Raw genomic sequence first — 15,935 nt, 5'->3', positions numbered from 1 at the left:
CTTTTCCTGGGGGGCCCCCCCCCCCGGGGGGGGGGCCCGGCCCCGGCCTTTCCTCAGACGCGTACGGCAGGATGTGCCCCATGCCCAGTGCAGAATCGACGCAAGCGAGCGCGCCCACGCCGGACCCGGTACGGCCGACCAGGCAGGACGAGGTCGCCGCGACCGGCAGTGAGCTGATCGGTGGCCCCCTGGGCCGGCATGCCCTGGTCGGGACGTCCTGGTGGACCCCGGTGCGGATGATCGCGCTCGTGGCGATCGGTATGTTCGCCCTCGGCCTGGTCCAGAAGGCCCCCTGCTACAACGGCGCCTGGTTCTTCGGGGCCAGCTCGCAGTACACGCATGCCTGCTACTCGGACATTCCCCACCTCTATCAGGGGCGCGGCTTCGCCGACGGCCTCGTGCCGTACTTCGACAAGCTCCCCGGCGACATGCAGTACCTCGAGTACCCGGTGCTGACCGGTGTCTTCATGGAGTTCGCGTCGTGGCTCACACCCGGCGGCGGCAGCATCCAGCACCAGGAGCAGTGGTACTGGATGGTCAACGCCGGGATGCTGATGGTGTGCGCGGCCGTGATCGCGGTCTGTGTGACCCGTACCCACGCCCGGCGCCCCTGGGACGGACTGCTGGTCGCACTGGCACCCGCCTTCGCTCTCACCGCCACGATCAACTGGGACCTGCTGGCCGTCGCCCTGACCGCCGCCGCGATGCTGATGTGGTCCCGGAGCCGTCCGCTCGCCTTCGGTGTGCTGCTGGGGCTCGCCACGGCTGCCAAGCTCTACCCCTTCCTGATCCTGGGACCGCTGTTGGTGCTGTGCTGGCGGTCGGGCAGATGGCGGGAGTACGGCATCGCGCTGGGCGGTGCGGCGGGCTCCTGGCTCGTGGTGAATGTGCCGGTGATGCTCTTCGCCTTCGAGGGCTGGTCGAAGTTCTACACCTTCAGCCAGGAGCGAGGGGTCGACTTCGGGTCCTTCTGGCTGATCATGGCCCAGAACTCGGACAACCCGCTCAGCACCGAGACCGTCAACACGCTCGCCATGCTGCTGATGCTGCTGTGCAGCTGCGGCGTCGCGGCACTCGCCCTGACCGCACCCCGCCGACCGCGCTTCGCCCAGCTCGCCTTCCTGATCGTCGCGGCGTTCATCCTCACCAACAAGGTCTACTCACCGCAGTACGTGCTGTGGCTGGTGCCGCTGGCCGTGCTGGCCCGACCCAGGTGGCGGGACTTCCTCATCTGGCAGGCCTGCGAAGTGGCGTACTTCCTCGGGATCTGGATGTACCTCGCCTATACGACCAGCGGCGACGCTCACAAGGGACTGCCGACCGACGGCTACCACTGGGCGATCGGGGCGCATCTGCTGGGGACGCTGTTCCTCTGCGTCATGGTGGTGCGCGACATCCTCATGCCGGAGCGGGACCCGGTGCGGCGGGCCGGTGCCGACGATCCCTCGGGCGGAGTGCTCGACGGTGCCCAGGACGTGTTCGTGTTCGGCCCCGCGGCCAGGCCCGCCCGGCATGCGGCGCCCGTCGACGGGACACCGGTGGAGTGGGCCACCGGGAGACCCGACCCGGGTTCGCCCTGAGCGAACGTGAAGATGGCGGCGTATCTCCGCAGGCACTCCCCACACAGAAGGCCGTACACGGCATCGTTTCACCGTGTACGGCCTTCGGTTCGTCTGCTGCCGCGTCCGCCCAGGTGCTCAGCGGTCGACGAGACGGTCGAACTGCGTGGTGGTGTGCCGCAGATGGGCCACCAGTTCGTCACCCACGCTGGGCTCCGGCGCATCCGCGGGGACGAACAGGATCGACACCTGCATGTGCGGCGGCTCGGCGAACCAGCGCTGCTTGCCGCCCCAGACGAACGGCGACAGGTTCCGGTTGACGGTGGCCAGACCGGCCCGTGCGACGCCCTTGGCCCGCGGCATGACGCCGTGCAGCGCCTTCGGGGCCTCCAGACCCACCCCGTGTGACGTACCGCCCGCCACGACCACCAGGAAGCCGTCGGAGGCGGCCTTCTGCTGCCGGTAGCCGAAGCGCTCGCCCTTGGCGACACGGGTCACGTCCAGGACCGCACCCCGGTACTCGGTGGCCTCGTGGTCGCCCAGCCACAGCCGGGTGCCGATCCGGGCCCGGAAGCGCGTCTGCGGAAACTGTTGCTGCAGCCGGGCGAGTTCCTCGGCCCTGAGGTGGCTGACGAACATGGTGTGCAGCGGCAGCCGGGCCGCGCGCAGCCGGTCCATCCACCCGATGACCTCCTCGACTGCGTCCGAGCCGTCGGCGCGGTCCAGCGGGAGGTGGATCGCGAAGCCCTCCAGACGGACGTTCTCGATGGCGGCATGCAGCTGCGGCAGATCCTGCTCGCTGACGCCGTGCCGCTTCATCGAGGACATCACCTCGATGACCACTCGGGCGCCCACGAGGCCGTATACGCCGTCGACGGAGGACACCGAGCGCACCACCCGGTCGGGCAGTGGCACGGGCTCCTCGCCGCGCCGGTAGGGCGTCAGCACCAGCAGGTCTCCGCTGAAGAAGTCCTTGATCCGGGCGGCCTCGTACGTCGTGCCCACGGCGAGGATGTCGGCGCCCAGCCGGGTCGCCTCCTCCGCCAGCCGCTCGTGCCCGAAGCCGTAGCCGTTGCCCTTGCAGACCGGGACGATCCCGGGGAACTGCTCCTGCACGTGCTTGTGGTGCGCCCGCCAGCGCGCGGTGTCGACGTAGAGCGTGAGCGCCATGGCCGGACCTGGAACCTTTCTCGTGGCTGCCTGTGTCGGTGGTGAGGGTGAGGAGGGGATGAGGGACAGAGGGTGGGTGGTGCGGGGTCGGGGACGAGCTGCGGGTCAGCGGCGCGACATGTAGATGTCGAGCGCCTTGTGGAGCAGCTTGTTGAGCGGGAAGTCCCACTCGCCGAGGTACTCGGCCGCCTGACCGCCCGTGCCGACCTTGAACTGGATCAGACCGAAGAGGTGGTCGGTCTCGTCCAGCGAGTCCGAGATGCCGCGCAGGTCGTAGACGCCGGCGCCGAGCGCGTAGGCGTCGCGGAGCATCGTCCACTGCATGGCGTTGGAGGGCCGGACCTCCCGGCCGATGTTGTCCGAGGCACCGTAGGAGTACCAGACGTGCCCGCCGACGACCAGCATCGTCGCCGCCGACAGGTTCACGCCGTTGTGGCGGGCGAAGTACAGCCGCATGCGGTTGGGGTCCTCGGTGTTGAGAGCCGTCCACATGCGCTGGAAGTAGGACAGCGGGCGCGGCCGGAAGTGATCCCGCACGGCCGTGATCTCGTACAGCCGCTGCCACTCCTCCAGATCCTGGTAGCCGCCCTGGACCACCTCGACGCCGGCCTTCTCGGCCTTCTTGATGTTGCGGCGCCACAGCTGGTTGAAGTTCTTGTGGACCTCCTCCAGGGAGCGGCCCGCCAGCGGCACCTGGAAGACGTACCGGGGCTGCACGTCGCCGAAGCCGGCGCCGCCGTCCTCGCCCTGCTGCCATCCCATGCGGCGCAGCTTGTCTGCGACCTCGAATGCGCGCGGTTCGATGTGGTCGGCCTCGATGTCGCGCAGCCGCTTGACGTCCGGGTCCTGGATGCCCTTCTTGATGGAGGCCGCGTCCCAGCGCCGGATGATCACCGGCGGACCCATCTTGACCGAAAAGGCACCCTGCTGCTTCAGGTGCGCCAGCATCGGCTCCATCCAGTCCTGAAGGTTCGGCGCGAACCAGTTGATGACCGGACCCTCGGGCAGATAGGCGAGGTAGCGCTTGATCTTGGGCAGCTGCCGGTAGAGGACCAGACCGGCACCGACCAGCTCGCCGGTCCGCTCGTCGAACCAGCCGAGGTTCTCCGAGCGCCATTCCGCCTTGACATCAGCCCAGGCCGGGACCTGCATGTGGCTCGCCGAGGGCATGCTCTGGATGTAGGCCAGATGCTGCTCACGACTGATGGTCCTCAGGGTCAGGCTCATTCGGGGCGCTCCTCGGGCTGGTGTGTCCCCATGGGTTCAGGGGCTCCGGCTCTCGCGCGAAGCCTACTGCGCCCATGGGGCGCCCCGTCCGGGCCCACGACACCTGGGGACGGTCCGACAGTTCCCATCTGCCCCGCGGCGTATGGCAGTCGCGTTCCGGTCGGCGGGCGGCCGGAGCGCCGCGCGGTGTTCGGCATGTGGGGTCCGTGCCAGGGCGGGGTTGCACGGGTGGTGTCCCCGGGGAAGCTCCTATAGATCGTCAAGCGGTCTGTGGGAGCGGTGTGGTGGTGTGGGTCACATGGGGTAGGTGTCGGTAGATCTCGCGGGCGACGAACCGTTTCGGGCACCGGACGATCTCCTTCTTGTTCATGCCTTGGGCGGTGCGCGACGTACTCCCAGGTGCGCTGGTCGTACTTCATGCGGACCAGCACGATGGTGTGCAGGGCGTTGTCGGCCGCGCGGTCGCCGCCGCGGTTGAGGCGGTGGCGGTTGGTGCGGCCGGAGAAGGCCGGGACCGGGGCGGCCCCGCAGCCACCCGCACAACGCTGACCACCCTGCCGGGCCTGGGCACCGTGCTGGCCGCGAAGGTCCTCGGCCACATCGGGGACGTCAGCCGGTTCCCCACCGAGCACCACTTCGCCGGCCTACACCGGCAGCGCACCCCTGGACGCCTCCAGCGGCAACAACGTCCGCCACCGCCTCAACACCGGTGGCAACCGCGCCGCTGAACTCGGTTCTGCACACCATCGCCGTCTGCCAGATCCGCGACGGCGGGCGCGGACAGGACTGCTACCTCTGCAAGATCGCCGAAGGAAAGGCCCCTTCGGAGGCGCGCCTGGCCCTCGAGCGACGCCTGTCCAACGTGGTCTACCGGATCATGAAACGAGACCAACGGAGCCACCTAGCTCAGGCCGCTTGACACACAGAGGCGCCATGAAGTCACGGAAGCCCGACCGGCCACGCGCCAGACGGCATCGCCCGGCCCAGCCGACGATTCCCCACAAGGACAACCGAAGCGTCAGTCGGCTGAAGAGCCAGCCTTCAGGGCGATGCCATGGTCAATCCTCACTGTCAGTCGATGAGCCCGCCGAAGAGCCCGCCGTGTGCCATGCCCAGGAAGAAGCCGATGGCCGCGGCCCCCATGCCCAGGATGAATCCGGTGCGCTCGCGGGTCGTCTCCGAGATCCACTGGCCGTAGGCGCCGGTGAGGATCCCGACCAGGCCGGTCCAGGAACTGAGCAGGTGCAGATGGTGGAACATCGCCGTGACGAACGACGTGATGCCCAGCACCAGGGTCACCGCGAGCAGGGTGTCCTGGAGCGGATGGGGCTTGCCGTCCGTGGCCAAGAGGCCTCCGCCGGTGTTGGGCCGCAATACCTGTGCCATGGGGCACCTCCTGCGAAAAAGCGGCGCATCGTAGCGCCATGCACACCCGATGTGTACAGATTGACCGGGTCCACGGTCGGATTTCAACCGGAAGCCGGTGTGCGGGTACTGTGTACCGTCTGCACCGGTGTCTGCCCAGGGACAGCCCTGGTAGCCCTGACCCGGGGTGCTGCACAGCCACCCCGATTGTCAGTGGCCGCTGTTTTACTGACAGACGCCGAGGCGTACGCATCACAACCCTCCTGCCACGGAACGACCGTGGCCGCTGAGTCCGAAGGAGGTGGGTTCCACATGCGTCACTACGAGGTGATGGTCATCCTCGACCCCGACGTCGAGGAGCGCGCTGTCTCTCCGCTGATCGAGAACTTCCTTTCCGTCGTCCGTGACGGTGGCGGAAAGGTCGAGAAGGTCGACACCTGGGGCCGTCGTCGTCTCGCGTACGAGATCAAGAAGAAGCCCGAGGGCATCTACTCGGTCATCGACCTGCAGGCCGAGCCTGCGGTCGTCAAGGAGCTCGACCGCCAGATGAACCTGAACGAGTCGGTCCTCCGGACCAAGGTCCTCCGTCCCGAGACCCACTGAGCTCTTCCGCTCAGCTGATCCCGGGCTTCGAGTAGCAGCACAAGCAGCCAGCAGCAAACCCGCCGAGAGGTTCCCCCATGGCAGGCGAGACCGTCATCACGGTCGTCGGCAATCTTGTCGACGACCCCGAGCTGCGCTTCACCCCGTCCGGTGCGGCCGTCGCGAAGTTCCGTGTCGCGTCCACTCCCCGCACCTTCGACCGCCAGACCAATGAGTGGAAGGACGGCGAGAGCCTCTTCCTGACCTGCTCGGTCTGGCGCCAGGCGGCGGAGAACGTCGCCGAGTCGCTCCAGCGAGGCATGCGCGTGATCGTGCAGGGCCGGCTGAAGCAGCGGTCCTACGAGGACCGCGAGGGCGTCAAGCGCACGGTCTACGAGCTGGACGTCGACGAGGTCGGCGCCAGCCTGCGCAACGCCACGGCCAAGGTCACCAAGACCACGGGCCGCGGTGGCCAGGGCGGTTACGGCGGCGGTGGCGGCCAGCAGGGCGGCGGCTGGGGCGGCGGCCCCGGTGGCGGCCAGCAGGGCGGCGGCGCTCCCGCCGACGACCCGTGGGCGACCGGCTCTCCGGCCGGTGGCCAGCAGGGCGGTGGCGGCGGCTGGGGCGGTGGCTCCGGCGGCGGTGGCGGCTACTCGGACGAGCCCCCCTTCTAGGGGCGGGTTCGTACCCCAACTTCTTGATCACACAGGAGAAACACCATGGCGAAGCCGCCTGTGCGCAAGCCGAAGAAGAAGGTCTGCGCGTTCTGCAAGGACAAGGTCACGTACGTGGACTACAAGGACACGAACATGCTGCGGAAGTTCATTTCCGACCGCGGCAAGATCCGTGCCCGCCGCGTGACCGGCAACTGCACCCAGCACCAGCGTGACGTCGCCACGGCCGTGAAGAACAGCCGTGAGATGGCGCTGCTGCCCTACACCTCCACCGCGCGATAAGGGAAGGGTGACCGACTCATGAAGATCATCCTCACCCACGAGGTCTCCGGCCTCGGCGCCGCGGGCGACGTCGTCGACGTCAAGGACGGTTACGCCCGCAACTACCTGATCCCGCGGAAGTTCGCGATCCGCTGGACCAAGGGCGGCGAGAAGGACGTCGAGCAGATCCGTCGTGCTCGTAAGATCCACGAGATCCAGACCATCGAGCAGGCCAACCAGGTGAAGGCCCAGCTCGAGGGTGTCAAGGTCCGTCTCGCGGTCCGCGCCGGCGACGCCGGTCGTCTCTTCGGTTCCGTCACCCAGGCCGACATCGCCTCGGCGATCAAGGCTGCCGGTGGCCCCGAGGTCGACAAGCGCCGTATCGAGGTCGCCTCGGCGATCAAGACGCTGGGCGCCCACGAGACGTCCGTGCGTCTGCACCCCGAGGTTGCCGCCACGGTCAGCATCGAGGTCGTCGCGGCCTGAGGGCTGTACTCGCTGAAGCAGTGAGCGATGGGGCCGCACCTCTCGGGGTGCGGCCCCATCGTCGTGGGACACGTCGTGAGGGTTTGGCGTCATGGCGTGTCCCAGATCGACGGCGGGTGCGACGTGGGCGTCCCGTGTTTCACGTGAAACGGTCTATGCGCGATGTTTCACGTGAAACGGTCAGCGGGTCGCGCCGGTCACCACCCAGAGGCCCGACCGGGTGCGGAGCCAGAGGGTCAGCATGCGCACGGTCATCATCAGCGTCATCGCTCCCCAGAGGGCGGTGAGTCCGCCGCCGAGCGTCGGGACGAGCAGCGCCACGGGGGTGAACACCGCCAAGACCGCCAGCATCGCCCTGGCGAGATACGGGCCATCACCCGCGCCCATCAGCACGCCGTCCAGGACGAAGACGACGCCGCAGATCGGCTGGGAGAGTGCCACGATCACCAGAGCGGGCAAGGCGGCATCCTTGACCGCGGGGTCACCCGTGAACAGCGGGAGGAACGCCGGGCGGCTGATCACCACCAGCAGACCGAGGCCGGCCCCGACTGTGATGCCCCAGGCCACCATGCGGCGGCAGACATCCCGGGCACCCTGTGTGTCTCCAGCCCCGAGACAGCGTCCGATGATGGCCTGTCCGGCGATGGCGATGGCGTCCAGGGCGAAGGCGAGCAGGCTCCACAGCGACAGGATGATCTGGTGAGCCGCGATGTCGGCGTCACCGAGGCGGGCGGCAACGGCCGTGGCGATCATGAGAATGGCCCGCAGCGAGAGCGTACGGACCAGCAACGGCACCCCCGCCCGGGCAGAGGCTCTGATCCCGGCGGCGTCCGGGCGGAGCGAGGCGCCGTGGCGACGGGCGCCACGAACGACCACGGTCAGATAGACCGCCGCCATCCCGCATTGGGCAATGACCGTGCCCCACGCGGAACCAGCGATGCCGAGCCCGGCACCGTAGACGAGCACGACATTGAGGACGGCGTTGGCGACGAAGCCTGCGATGGCCACATAGAGCGGTGTCCGGGTGTTCTGCAGACCCCGCAGTACACCGGTCGCGGCGAGCACGACGAGCATCGCCGGGATGCCGAGTGCGGAGATCCGCAGGTAGGTCGTCGCGTACGGGGCCGCAGTGTGGGAGGCGCCGAAGAGGTCCACGAGGGCCGGTGCCGTGGGCACCACGATCGCGACGACGGCGGCACCGAGGAGCAGGGCGAGCCAGATGCCGTCCATGCCCTGCCGGATGGCGGCCTGCAGATCGCCCGCGCCGACGCGCCGGGCGACGGCCGCCGTGGTGGCGTAGGCGAGAAAGACGAACACGCTGACGGCGGTGGTGAGCAGCGCGGAGGCGATACCCAGTCCCGCGAGCTGTGCGGTGCCGAGATGGCCGACGATCGCACTGTCGGCCATGACGAAGAGAGGCTCGGCGACGAGCGCACCGAAGGCCGGCACGGCCAGCACGACGATCTCTCGGTCATGGTGGCGCCGGGCCGGCCGGGAGCGCGCGGGGGCCTGTGTCATGTGCACCAATCTAATCGTCCACAGGTAAGAGATGCAATGTGATTCTGACCCTTACTCTGCGATGCGGAGGGTGTTGCTCTCCGTCGCCTTCGGGGTGATCTTGAGCCGACCAGGGATGTTTTTCTTCTGCACAGCCAGTGGATGAGAAAGTAGCAGGTCGCAGCGGTGCTACGACGATCGGCGAGGGCTTGTTCACAGGGCTGTCCACCGGCTCGTGCACAGGTTTCGCGGAGTTCTCCACAGCATCTGGGCCGTCGTCCACATGGCCTGTGGATAACCAGATTGGCTGACGGTGCCGGCAGGCCTACCGTGGTGCGGCGCCTGCTTCGACCGCCGCCCTGCAAAACGTCACAAATCCGACGCGCCGCAACCGGAGTTGGGTCTCTTGTTTGTCAGTGCCGTGCCGTAGAAATGAGAGGCACGGCGAGGTCCGCGCGGCGGACGGGAGGAGGTGGCTCGGTGAGCATTTCCGAGCCCTTGGACGAGCCGTGGGCCGACAGCGGACCCAGTGATCGTCTCCCTGCCTCCCGTCGGCGCGGTGACGTGATCAGGGGCCGCGACGAGCAGCACGAGCGCGGCCGGGAGGCCGGGGTCTGGGACGACGCGGGGTCGTCGTTCGAGCGGGTGCCGCCCCAGGATCTTGAGGCCGAGCAGTCCGTCCTCGGCGGCATGCTGCTGTCCAAGGACGCCATCGCCGATGTCGTGGAGCTCCTCAAGGGCCACGACTTCTACAAGCCCGCCCACGAGACGATCTACCAGGCGATCCTCGACGTCTACGCCAAGGGCGAGCCCGCCGACCCGATCACCATCGCCGCGGAGCTCACCAAGCGCGGCGAGATCAACAAGGTCGGCGGTGCGTCCTATCTGCACGCGCTCGTGCAGACCGTGCCGACGGCTGCGAACGCCGCGTTCTACGCCGAGATCGTCCATGAGCGCGCCGTGCTGCGCCGCCTGGTCGAGGCGGGTACGCGGATCACCCAGATGGGATACGCGGCCGACGACGACGTGGACGAGATCGTCAACCGTGCGCAGGCGGAGATCTATGCGGTCACCGAGCAGCGCACCAGTGAGGACTACCTGGCGCTCGGCGACATCATGGAGGGTGCTCTCGACGAGATCGAGGCGATCGGCTCACGCAGCGGTGAGATGACCGGCGTGCCCACGGGCTTCACGGACTTCGACTCGCTGACCAACGGTCTGCACCCGGGGCAGATGATCGTCATCGCAGCCCGTCCCGCGATGGGCAAGTCGACCCTGGCGCTCGACTTCGCCCGAGCGGCCTCGATCAAGAACAATCTGCCCAGTGTCATCTTCTCGCTGGAGATGGGCCGGAACGAGATCGCCATGCGACTGCTGTCGGCCGAGGCCCGCGTCGCGCTCCACCACATGCGGTCCGGCACGATGACGGACGACGACTGGACCCGCCTGGCGCGCCGGATGCCCGACGTCTCGGCCGCCCCCCTCTACATCGACGACTCACCGAACCTGTCGATGATGGAGATCCGGGCGAAGTGCCGTCGCCTGAAGCAGCGCAACGACCTCAAGCTGGTCGTCATCGACTATCTCCAGCTGATGCAGTCCGGTGGCTCCAAGCGCGCCGAGAGCCGCCAGCAGGAGGTCTCGGACATGTCCCGGAATCTGAAGCTGCTGGCCAAGGAGCTGGAGCTCCCGGTCATCGCACTCTCCCAGCTCAACCGTGGCCCCGAGCAGCGCACCGACAAGAAGCCGATGGTCTCCGACCTGCGCGAGTCCGGCTCCATCGAGCAGGACGCCGACATGGTCATCCTGCTGCATCGCGAGGACGCCTACGAGAAGGAGTCTCCTCGCGCCGGCGAGGCCGACCTGATCGTCGCCAAGCACCGAAACGGCCCGACAGCGACGATCACCGTTGCCTTCCAGGGCCACTACTCACGCTTCGTGGACATGGCGCAGACCTGAGCGGCTCCGTGTAGCTCCTCTGATTCCGGCGGGAGCATGCGATTCCCGGGCTCGCGGACGGCCTGGCACGCGACGCTATGGTGGGCCGATGACGTCGATCAAGCAGTTCCAAGTCACCTTCGACTGCGCAGAACCCGAGCGCGTCGCTCGTTTCTGGTGCCAGGTGTTGGGATACGTCGTACCGTCGCCGCCGGAGGGGTTTGCCACGTGGGACGACTTCGATCAATCGCTGCCGCCGGAGCGTCAGGGTTCCGCGTTCGCGTGCGTTGATCCCTCAGGAGTGGGCCCGCGACTGCTGTTCCTGCGCGTCCCCGAAGGAAAGGTCGTCAAGAACCGGGTGCATCTCGACGTGCGGGTCGGCACCGGGCTCGTGGGTGCAGAGCGCCTCGCTGCACTTGAGGCCGAATGCGCACGTCTGGTCGAACTCGGCGCGGTACGCGTACGTCTCCTGACGGCCGATGACTACAACGAGTCGTGCCTCGTGATGCAGGACGTCGAGGGTAACGAGTTCTGTCTGGACTGAAGGTCGTGTCCCGATGGGGCAGGACGAGCAACTTCCCCCGACAGGCCGGACGCGGAGGGATGAAATCGACTCGACGCGCGATGTCCGGGCCTGTGGACTGGGAGCATGACGACACCTCAGGACGAGCTGCTTCCCGCAACCCGGCGTGCGCTGCTGCACCGGATCGCCGTGGCCCAGACCGAAGGGCGGGCGCCGTCACTGGCCGCCGCGGTGGTCCGGGACGGGCAGGCGCTCTGGCACGGAGCTCGGAGCTCGGTCGACGGGCACGGACCCGACGAACATGTGCAGTACCGGATCGGCTCGATCACCAAGACGTTCACCGCCGTTCTGGTCCTTCGGCTGCGTGACGAGGGCCTGCTCGATCTCGGAGACCCGCTGGAGAAGCATCTGCCGGGCACCGGGGCGGGGGAGGTCACCGTCGCCCAGCTGCTCGCACACACGGGAGGACTGGCCGCCGAGTCGCCGGCCCCCTGGTGGGAGCGGACTCCTGGCTCGCTCCGCCCCGACCTCGGCGATGTCCTGGGCGGGCAGCCCTTCCGGCATCCGGTGGGCCGTCGGCACCACTACTCGAACCCGGGATACACCGTGCTCGGCTCGCTCGTCGAGAAGCTGCGCGGCGCTCCTTGGGAGGACGTGCTGCGTCAGGAGGTACTGGAACCTCTGGGGCTGAAGCGCACGAGTGGACGGCCGACGGCCCCGCACGCAGGTGGCTGGGCGGTGCATCCGTGGGCCGATGTGATGCTGACCGAGCCCGCCGAGGACCTCGGCCGGATGGCCCCGGCCGGTCAGCTCTGGTCCACCACCGCGGACCTGGCCCGGTTCGCTGCCTTCCTGACCCACGGTGACGACACGGTGCTGAGCGCTCGGACCGTACGGGAGATGCGGGCGCCCGCGGCCCCGGCCGAGGCCGCGGACCTTGCGGACGGGGTGGCGTACGGGCTCGGGCTGCAGATCCAGCACCGGGACGGGCGGCTGCTCGTGGGGCACTCCGGATCCCTCCCGGGCTTTCTGGCCAACCTCACCATCAGCGCCGAGGACGACGTGGCCGTGGTGGTGCTGGCCAACTGCACCTCTGGCCCGCTGCTGGGCGCGGTGGCAGCCGGCCTGGTCCGGATCGTCGCCGAGGCCGAGCCGCGGATCCCCGAGCCCTGGCGCCCGCTGCCGGACGTGGACGAATCCGTGCTGGATCTGACCGGGCCCTGGTACTGGGGAACACAGGGGTTCGCGCTGCGGCTCACCCGGGACAGTGACATCTCGCTGGAGCCGCTCTCGGGCCCGGGCCGCCGCTCACACTTCCGCGCGAACGACGACGGCACCTGGACCGGTCTGGAGGGCTACTACGCCGGGGAGGTGCTGCGTGCGGTACAGCGCCCGGACGGGACGGTGAGCCATCTCGATCTCGGCTCCTTCGTGTTCACGCGTCAGCCGTACGACGAAGAGGCTCCGGTGCCGGGCGGGGTCGACCCGGAGGGCTGGCGGGGCATCCGCTAGGCGTTCTGCCGGGACGTGAGCCGGGAGAGCGGAGTGGTGTCCTGTTTCACGTGAAACAGGACACCACACACGTGGAAGCGGACACCGCAGCGGTCGATCAGAGCTGGAGCTTGAAACCGACGTGCGACGCCGAGAAGCCGAGTCGCTCATAGAAACGGTGCGCGTCGGTACGGCTGGCATCGGAGGTCAGCTGCACCAACTCGCAGCCCTGACGTCCGGATTCGTCGACGGCCCAGGTGATGAGCCGGGCCCCCAGGCCGCTGCCGCGCTCGTCCGCTTGGACACGCACGGCTTCGATGACCGACCTGGTTGCTCCGCGGCGGGACAGTCCGGGAACGATCGTCAACTGGAGGGTGCCGATCACCCGGCCCTCGCGGACGGCCACCATCAGATGCTGGTTCGGGTCGGTGCGGAGCCGCTCGAATGCCGGCAGATAGGGGCTCAGGTCGCCGGGTGACTCGCGCTGGGCACCCAACGGGTCGTCGGCGAGCAGGGCGACTATCGCGGGTATGTCGTTCTCGTCGGCGGGCCGGATATCAAGATCTCCCATAGCAGGCACCCTATGCAGACAGGGGCCGTGAGCGGGGCCGATCCCTATGCGTAACGCGGCATGGGGAAGGGTGGTCAGCCCGCTGCCACCGTCAGCGGGGCGAACCGCCGGTTCCAGTCGCCGGGCAGCTCCGTGATGCCGTGCGCCATGACAGAGTTGAACGCGATGGACACCAGGCCGCGAGCCTTGACCCAGTCCAGCAGTTCTTCGTGGCGCACATCGATGTCGGTGCGCAGTGGACGGTCGGTCCGGGCGGCGACGGAAGCCACGAGTGCCTTGGCCGTCTCCGTGTCCTGGGCGATCAGCGGGCCCACAACATGGGTGTCCATATTGGGCCAGGCTGCCGCGTAGCCAATGATCCGGCCGTTCTCCTCCGCCACACGCAGCTGGTCGGCGAACGCGGGGAGTCGGGTGATGATGTGGGTGCGGTCGGCACCGAACACGTCCTCGTCGAGCCGGACGATCGCCGTGAGGTCGCCCGCTGTGGCTGCCCTGGTGGCGATCTCGGGCTCGGAGCTGTTGGGCATGAAGCGTCCGCGCACCATCTCCGCCCGCCCGGTGACCTTGAAGCCGATCTCCTCGTAGAGCGGTCGGCCGCTGGGGGTGGCGTGCAGGGTGAGCGGGGTCGGGCCCATAGTGGTGGTCACATGGCGCATCAGCCGACGCCCGACACCCTGCCGGGCGTGCCGCTCCGCGACCAGCACCATGCCGATGGCCGCAAAGGCGGGACGGTCCTGGGCACCGTACTCGGTGATGGTGCAGGTGCCGACCAGTCCGCCTGCGGGGTCATCGATGCCGTACCCCCGCCCGGCTGTGAGGAGAAGACCCCACTTGTGCTCTTCGCGTGGCCACCCCCGGTCCTCGGACAGGTCGGCGCACGCGGTGAGATCACGACGCGTCAGGCGGCGGATCGGCAGGGCGGCAGGAGAAGGTGTCGGCACGCAGGTCAGGCTGGCCGACGGGAGCGCTTGGCGTCCACCGGTTTCCGGTGAGCGATGCGATCTTTTGGCCATGTCGTGTCCGGCTGCACAGCGCTGCGTCACCTGCACGACGTTTCACGTGAAACACCGATCTGTGTCTCGGCTCATCCCAGGTCGGGGGCGTGCATGGCGCGTACGCCCTCGATGTTGCCGTCCAGGTAATGCCGGAGCGACAGAGGGACGAGATGGACCGAGGCGATCCCCACCCGGGTGAACGGCACCCGCACGATCTCGTACTCGCCGGTGGGCTCCTCTACCTCGGGGCCGTGCCGCAGCGACGGGTCCATGGACTCCAGACGGCAGACGAAGAAGTGCTGCACCTTGACGCCAGTCGCGCCGCCGTCTTCCCCGATGTGCTCCACGGTGTCTACGAAGCACGGGACCACATCGGTGATCTTGGCGCCGAGTTCCTCGTACACCTCCCTGTGCAGCGCATCGACGACGGTCGTGTCCCCCGGTTCCACTCCGCCACCGGGAGTGAGCCAGTAGGGATCCACACCTGGCTTGGTGCGCTTGATCAGGATCAGATCGTCGCCGTCCAGGAGAACGGCGCGAGCGGTGCGCTTGACCACGGGTCGGACGGTCATGGGAGAAATGTGGCCCGGTAGGTTCCACGTGAAACATCGCGGATTGCACCGCTCTGACCTCCAGCGACGCCCTCGGCATCTCCGGGCTGACCCCGGGGTCAGCTCCAGTCGGCCGCAGCCTGCAGCAGCCACTCGTGGGCCCGTGCGATGTGGGGCATCGCCAGGGTGCCGGTGCGCACGGCGAGAAAGTACGTCCGCAGCGGCGGCACGGCTGGATCGTGCAGGGCGGCGACGTCACCGCCCTCCAGGGCATTCGTGCACAGATACCGGGGCAGCACCGCCAGTCCGGCGCCCGCGACCGCGCAGGCGAGGACTGCACGCAGGTCAGGAACAATGACCGTACCCGGGGCGGCCGGGCGGGAATCGAAGACGGCCGCCCAGTACCGGGAGACCAGAGGCAGTGACTCGTGCACCTCGACGACGGGGATCTGCTCCAGCGCCGGTGCTCCGTCGCGGCCGGGTGTGCCGACGCCGAGCTGTTTCGCCCATCGGGGTGCGGCGACCAGGACATGTTCCTCGTCGCAGAGCGGAGTCGCGGTGAGCAGGGCACCCCGGGGCCGGGCTGTGCTGATGGCCAGGTCATGGTGTCCCGCGGCCAGCCCCTCCAGGGACTCCTCGGCGTTTCCGAAGGAGGTGCGCAGGGCGAAGCCCTGGCCGTCCTCGCCGGTGAGCTCCGTCAGGGCAGGCAGTGCACGCTCGGCGGTGAACTCGGGAGGCCCGGCGAGATGCAGAGTGCGCAGGGAGGAGGTGTCATCGAGCCCGGACTCGGCGATCTCCACGAGGGCATCGAGATGCGGCGCGGCTTTGTGGGCGAGCTCGTCGCCGATGCTCGTCGGGGTGACGCCGCGGGCCTGGCGCAGGAACAGAGGCCGGCCAAGTTGCCGCTCGAGGGTGCGGATCTGCGCGGTGACGGCCGGTTGGGAGAGGCCGAGCAGGGCAGCGGCGCGAGTGAAGGAGCCGGCTCGGTGCACGGTCACAAAGGTGCGCAGCAACGCCAGATCCACGGAGAACCACCCCCTCCACT

Annotated in this window: 17 protein-coding genes and 1 pseudogene; 9 read left to right on the top strand and 9 right to left on the bottom strand. The window is 68.5% G+C overall.

The window, feature by feature from the left end; translation table 11 throughout:
* Nucleotides 1-71 precede the first annotated feature (71 nt).
* Complete coding sequence (locus V5O46_RS19955) at nt 72-1,580, top strand: glycosyltransferase family 87 protein (protein ID WP_332885982.1); 1,509 nt, start codon at nt 72-74, stop codon at nt 1,578-1,580.
* Nucleotides 1,581-1,697: 117 nt separating this feature from the next.
* Here V5O46_RS19955 and V5O46_RS19950 read toward each other — a convergent pair whose 3' ends face one another.
* From V5O46_RS19950 to V5O46_RS32085, 3 genes and pseudogenes are all read right to left on the bottom strand, one after another.
* Nucleotides 1,698-2,729 (bottom strand): alanine racemase, encoded by a 1,032-nt coding sequence (locus V5O46_RS19950; RefSeq protein ID WP_332885981.1) that lies wholly within the window; start codon nt 2,727-2,729, stop codon nt 1,698-1,700.
* Between the two features lie 105 nt (nt 2,730-2,834).
* The gene (gene femX, locus V5O46_RS19945) at nt 2,835-3,956 is read right to left on the bottom strand and encodes a peptidoglycan bridge formation glycyltransferase FemX (RefSeq protein WP_332885980.1); all 1,122 of its coding nucleotides are present in this window, start codon (nt 3,954-3,956) and stop codon (nt 2,835-2,837) included.
* Between the two features lie 259 nt (nt 3,957-4,215).
* Nucleotides 4,216-4,486, bottom strand: a pseudogene (locus V5O46_RS32085) (transposase); the annotation flags it as partial.
* Between V5O46_RS32085 and V5O46_RS31975 the strand changes: the two are divergent.
* The gene (locus tag V5O46_RS31975) at nt 4,394-4,684 is read left to right on the top strand and encodes a transposase (RefSeq protein WP_456300724.1); all 291 of its coding nucleotides are present in this window, start codon (nt 4,394-4,396) and stop codon (nt 4,682-4,684) included. The pseudogene V5O46_RS32085 and the gene V5O46_RS31975 sit on opposite strands and share 93 nt — an antisense overlap.
* Nucleotides 4,685-5,027: 343 nt before the next feature.
* Here the strand turns inward: V5O46_RS31975 and V5O46_RS19935 are convergent, their stop codons facing one another.
* Nucleotides 5,028-5,342 (bottom strand): hypothetical protein, encoded by a 315-nt coding sequence (locus tag V5O46_RS19935; RefSeq protein WP_332885979.1) that lies wholly within the window; start codon nt 5,340-5,342, stop codon nt 5,028-5,030.
* 291 nt (nt 5,343-5,633) lie between these two features.
* On the opposite strand from V5O46_RS19935, the gene rpsF reads away from it, so the two are divergent.
* The 4 genes from rpsF (at nt 5,634) to rplI (ending at nt 7,324) form a co-directional block, all read left to right on the top strand.
* Nucleotides 5,634-5,924, top strand: coding sequence for a 30S ribosomal protein S6 (rpsF, locus tag V5O46_RS19930; RefSeq protein WP_003991486.1), 291 nt, complete (start codon nt 5,634-5,636; stop codon nt 5,922-5,924).
* Nucleotides 5,925-6,001: 77 nt separating this feature from the next.
* Nucleotides 6,002-6,577 carry a single-stranded DNA-binding protein gene (locus tag V5O46_RS19925; RefSeq protein ID WP_332885978.1) on the top strand — a complete coding sequence of 192 codons (576 nt, stop codon included), beginning with the start codon at nt 6,002-6,004 and terminating at the stop codon, nt 6,575-6,577.
* A 45-nt stretch (nt 6,578-6,622) separates the two neighbouring features.
* Entirely contained in the window at nt 6,623-6,859 is a 237-nt protein-coding gene (gene rpsR, locus V5O46_RS19920) for a 30S ribosomal protein S18 (RefSeq protein WP_003949403.1), read from the top strand.
* 18 nt (nt 6,860-6,877) lie between these two features.
* Complete coding sequence (gene rplI / locus V5O46_RS19915; protein ID WP_332885977.1) at nt 6,878-7,324, top strand: 50S ribosomal protein L9; 447 nt, start codon at nt 6,878-6,880, stop codon at nt 7,322-7,324.
* 180 nt (nt 7,325-7,504) lie between these two features.
* Here rplI and V5O46_RS19910 read toward each other — a convergent pair whose 3' ends face one another.
* The gene (locus V5O46_RS19910) at nt 7,505-8,842 is read right to left on the bottom strand and encodes an MATE family efflux transporter (RefSeq protein ID WP_332885976.1); all 1,338 of its coding nucleotides are present in this window, start codon (nt 8,840-8,842) and stop codon (nt 7,505-7,507) included.
* A gap of 459 nt (nt 8,843-9,301) precedes the next feature.
* Between V5O46_RS19910 and dnaB the strand changes: the two genes are divergently transcribed.
* The 3 genes from dnaB to V5O46_RS19895 all read left to right on the top strand — a co-directional run bounded on the left by dnaB (nt 9,302) and on the right by V5O46_RS19895 (nt 12,794).
* Complete coding sequence (gene dnaB, locus V5O46_RS19905) at nt 9,302-10,780, top strand: replicative DNA helicase (protein ID WP_332885975.1); 1,479 nt, start codon at nt 9,302-9,304, stop codon at nt 10,778-10,780.
* Nucleotides 10,781-10,868: 88 nt separating this feature from the next.
* Nucleotides 10,869-11,303: a VOC family protein gene (locus tag V5O46_RS19900; RefSeq protein WP_332885974.1), complete on the top strand. Its 435-nt coding sequence runs from the start codon at nt 10,869-10,871 to the stop codon at nt 11,301-11,303.
* Nucleotides 11,304-11,408: 105 nt separating this feature from the next.
* Nucleotides 11,409-12,794 (top strand): serine hydrolase domain-containing protein, encoded by a 1,386-nt coding sequence (locus tag V5O46_RS19895; protein WP_332885973.1) that lies wholly within the window; start codon nt 11,409-11,411, stop codon nt 12,792-12,794.
* Between the two features lie 97 nt (nt 12,795-12,891).
* On the opposite strand, the gene V5O46_RS19890 is transcribed toward V5O46_RS19895, so the two are convergent.
* The 4 genes from V5O46_RS19890 to V5O46_RS19875 all read right to left on the bottom strand — a co-directional run bounded on the left by V5O46_RS19890 (nt 12,892) and on the right by V5O46_RS19875 (nt 15,915).
* A complete protein-coding gene (locus V5O46_RS19890) occupies nt 12,892-13,344 on the bottom strand; it encodes a GNAT family N-acetyltransferase (protein ID WP_332885972.1) in 453 nt (150 codons plus the stop codon).
* 74 nt (nt 13,345-13,418) lie between these two features.
* Nucleotides 13,419-14,285, bottom strand: coding sequence for a GNAT family N-acetyltransferase (locus tag V5O46_RS19885; RefSeq protein ID WP_332885971.1), 867 nt, complete (start codon nt 14,283-14,285; stop codon nt 13,419-13,421).
* A 143-nt stretch (nt 14,286-14,428) separates the two neighbouring features.
* Nucleotides 14,429-14,911, bottom strand: a complete 483-nt coding sequence (locus V5O46_RS19880; protein WP_332885970.1) for an NUDIX hydrolase — start codon at nt 14,909-14,911, stop codon at nt 14,429-14,431.
* A 98-nt stretch (nt 14,912-15,009) separates the two neighbouring features.
* Nucleotides 15,010-15,915, bottom strand: a complete 906-nt coding sequence (locus V5O46_RS19875) for a LysR family transcriptional regulator (RefSeq protein ID WP_332885969.1) — start codon at nt 15,913-15,915, stop codon at nt 15,010-15,012.
* Nucleotides 15,916-15,935 lie beyond the last annotated feature (20 nt).

Source organism: Streptomyces poriticola (assembly GCF_036689765.1).
GTDB lineage: Bacteria > Actinomycetota > Actinomycetes > Streptomycetales > Streptomycetaceae > Streptomyces > Streptomyces poriticola.
This window is presented reverse-complemented; position numbering and strand designations above follow the sequence as displayed.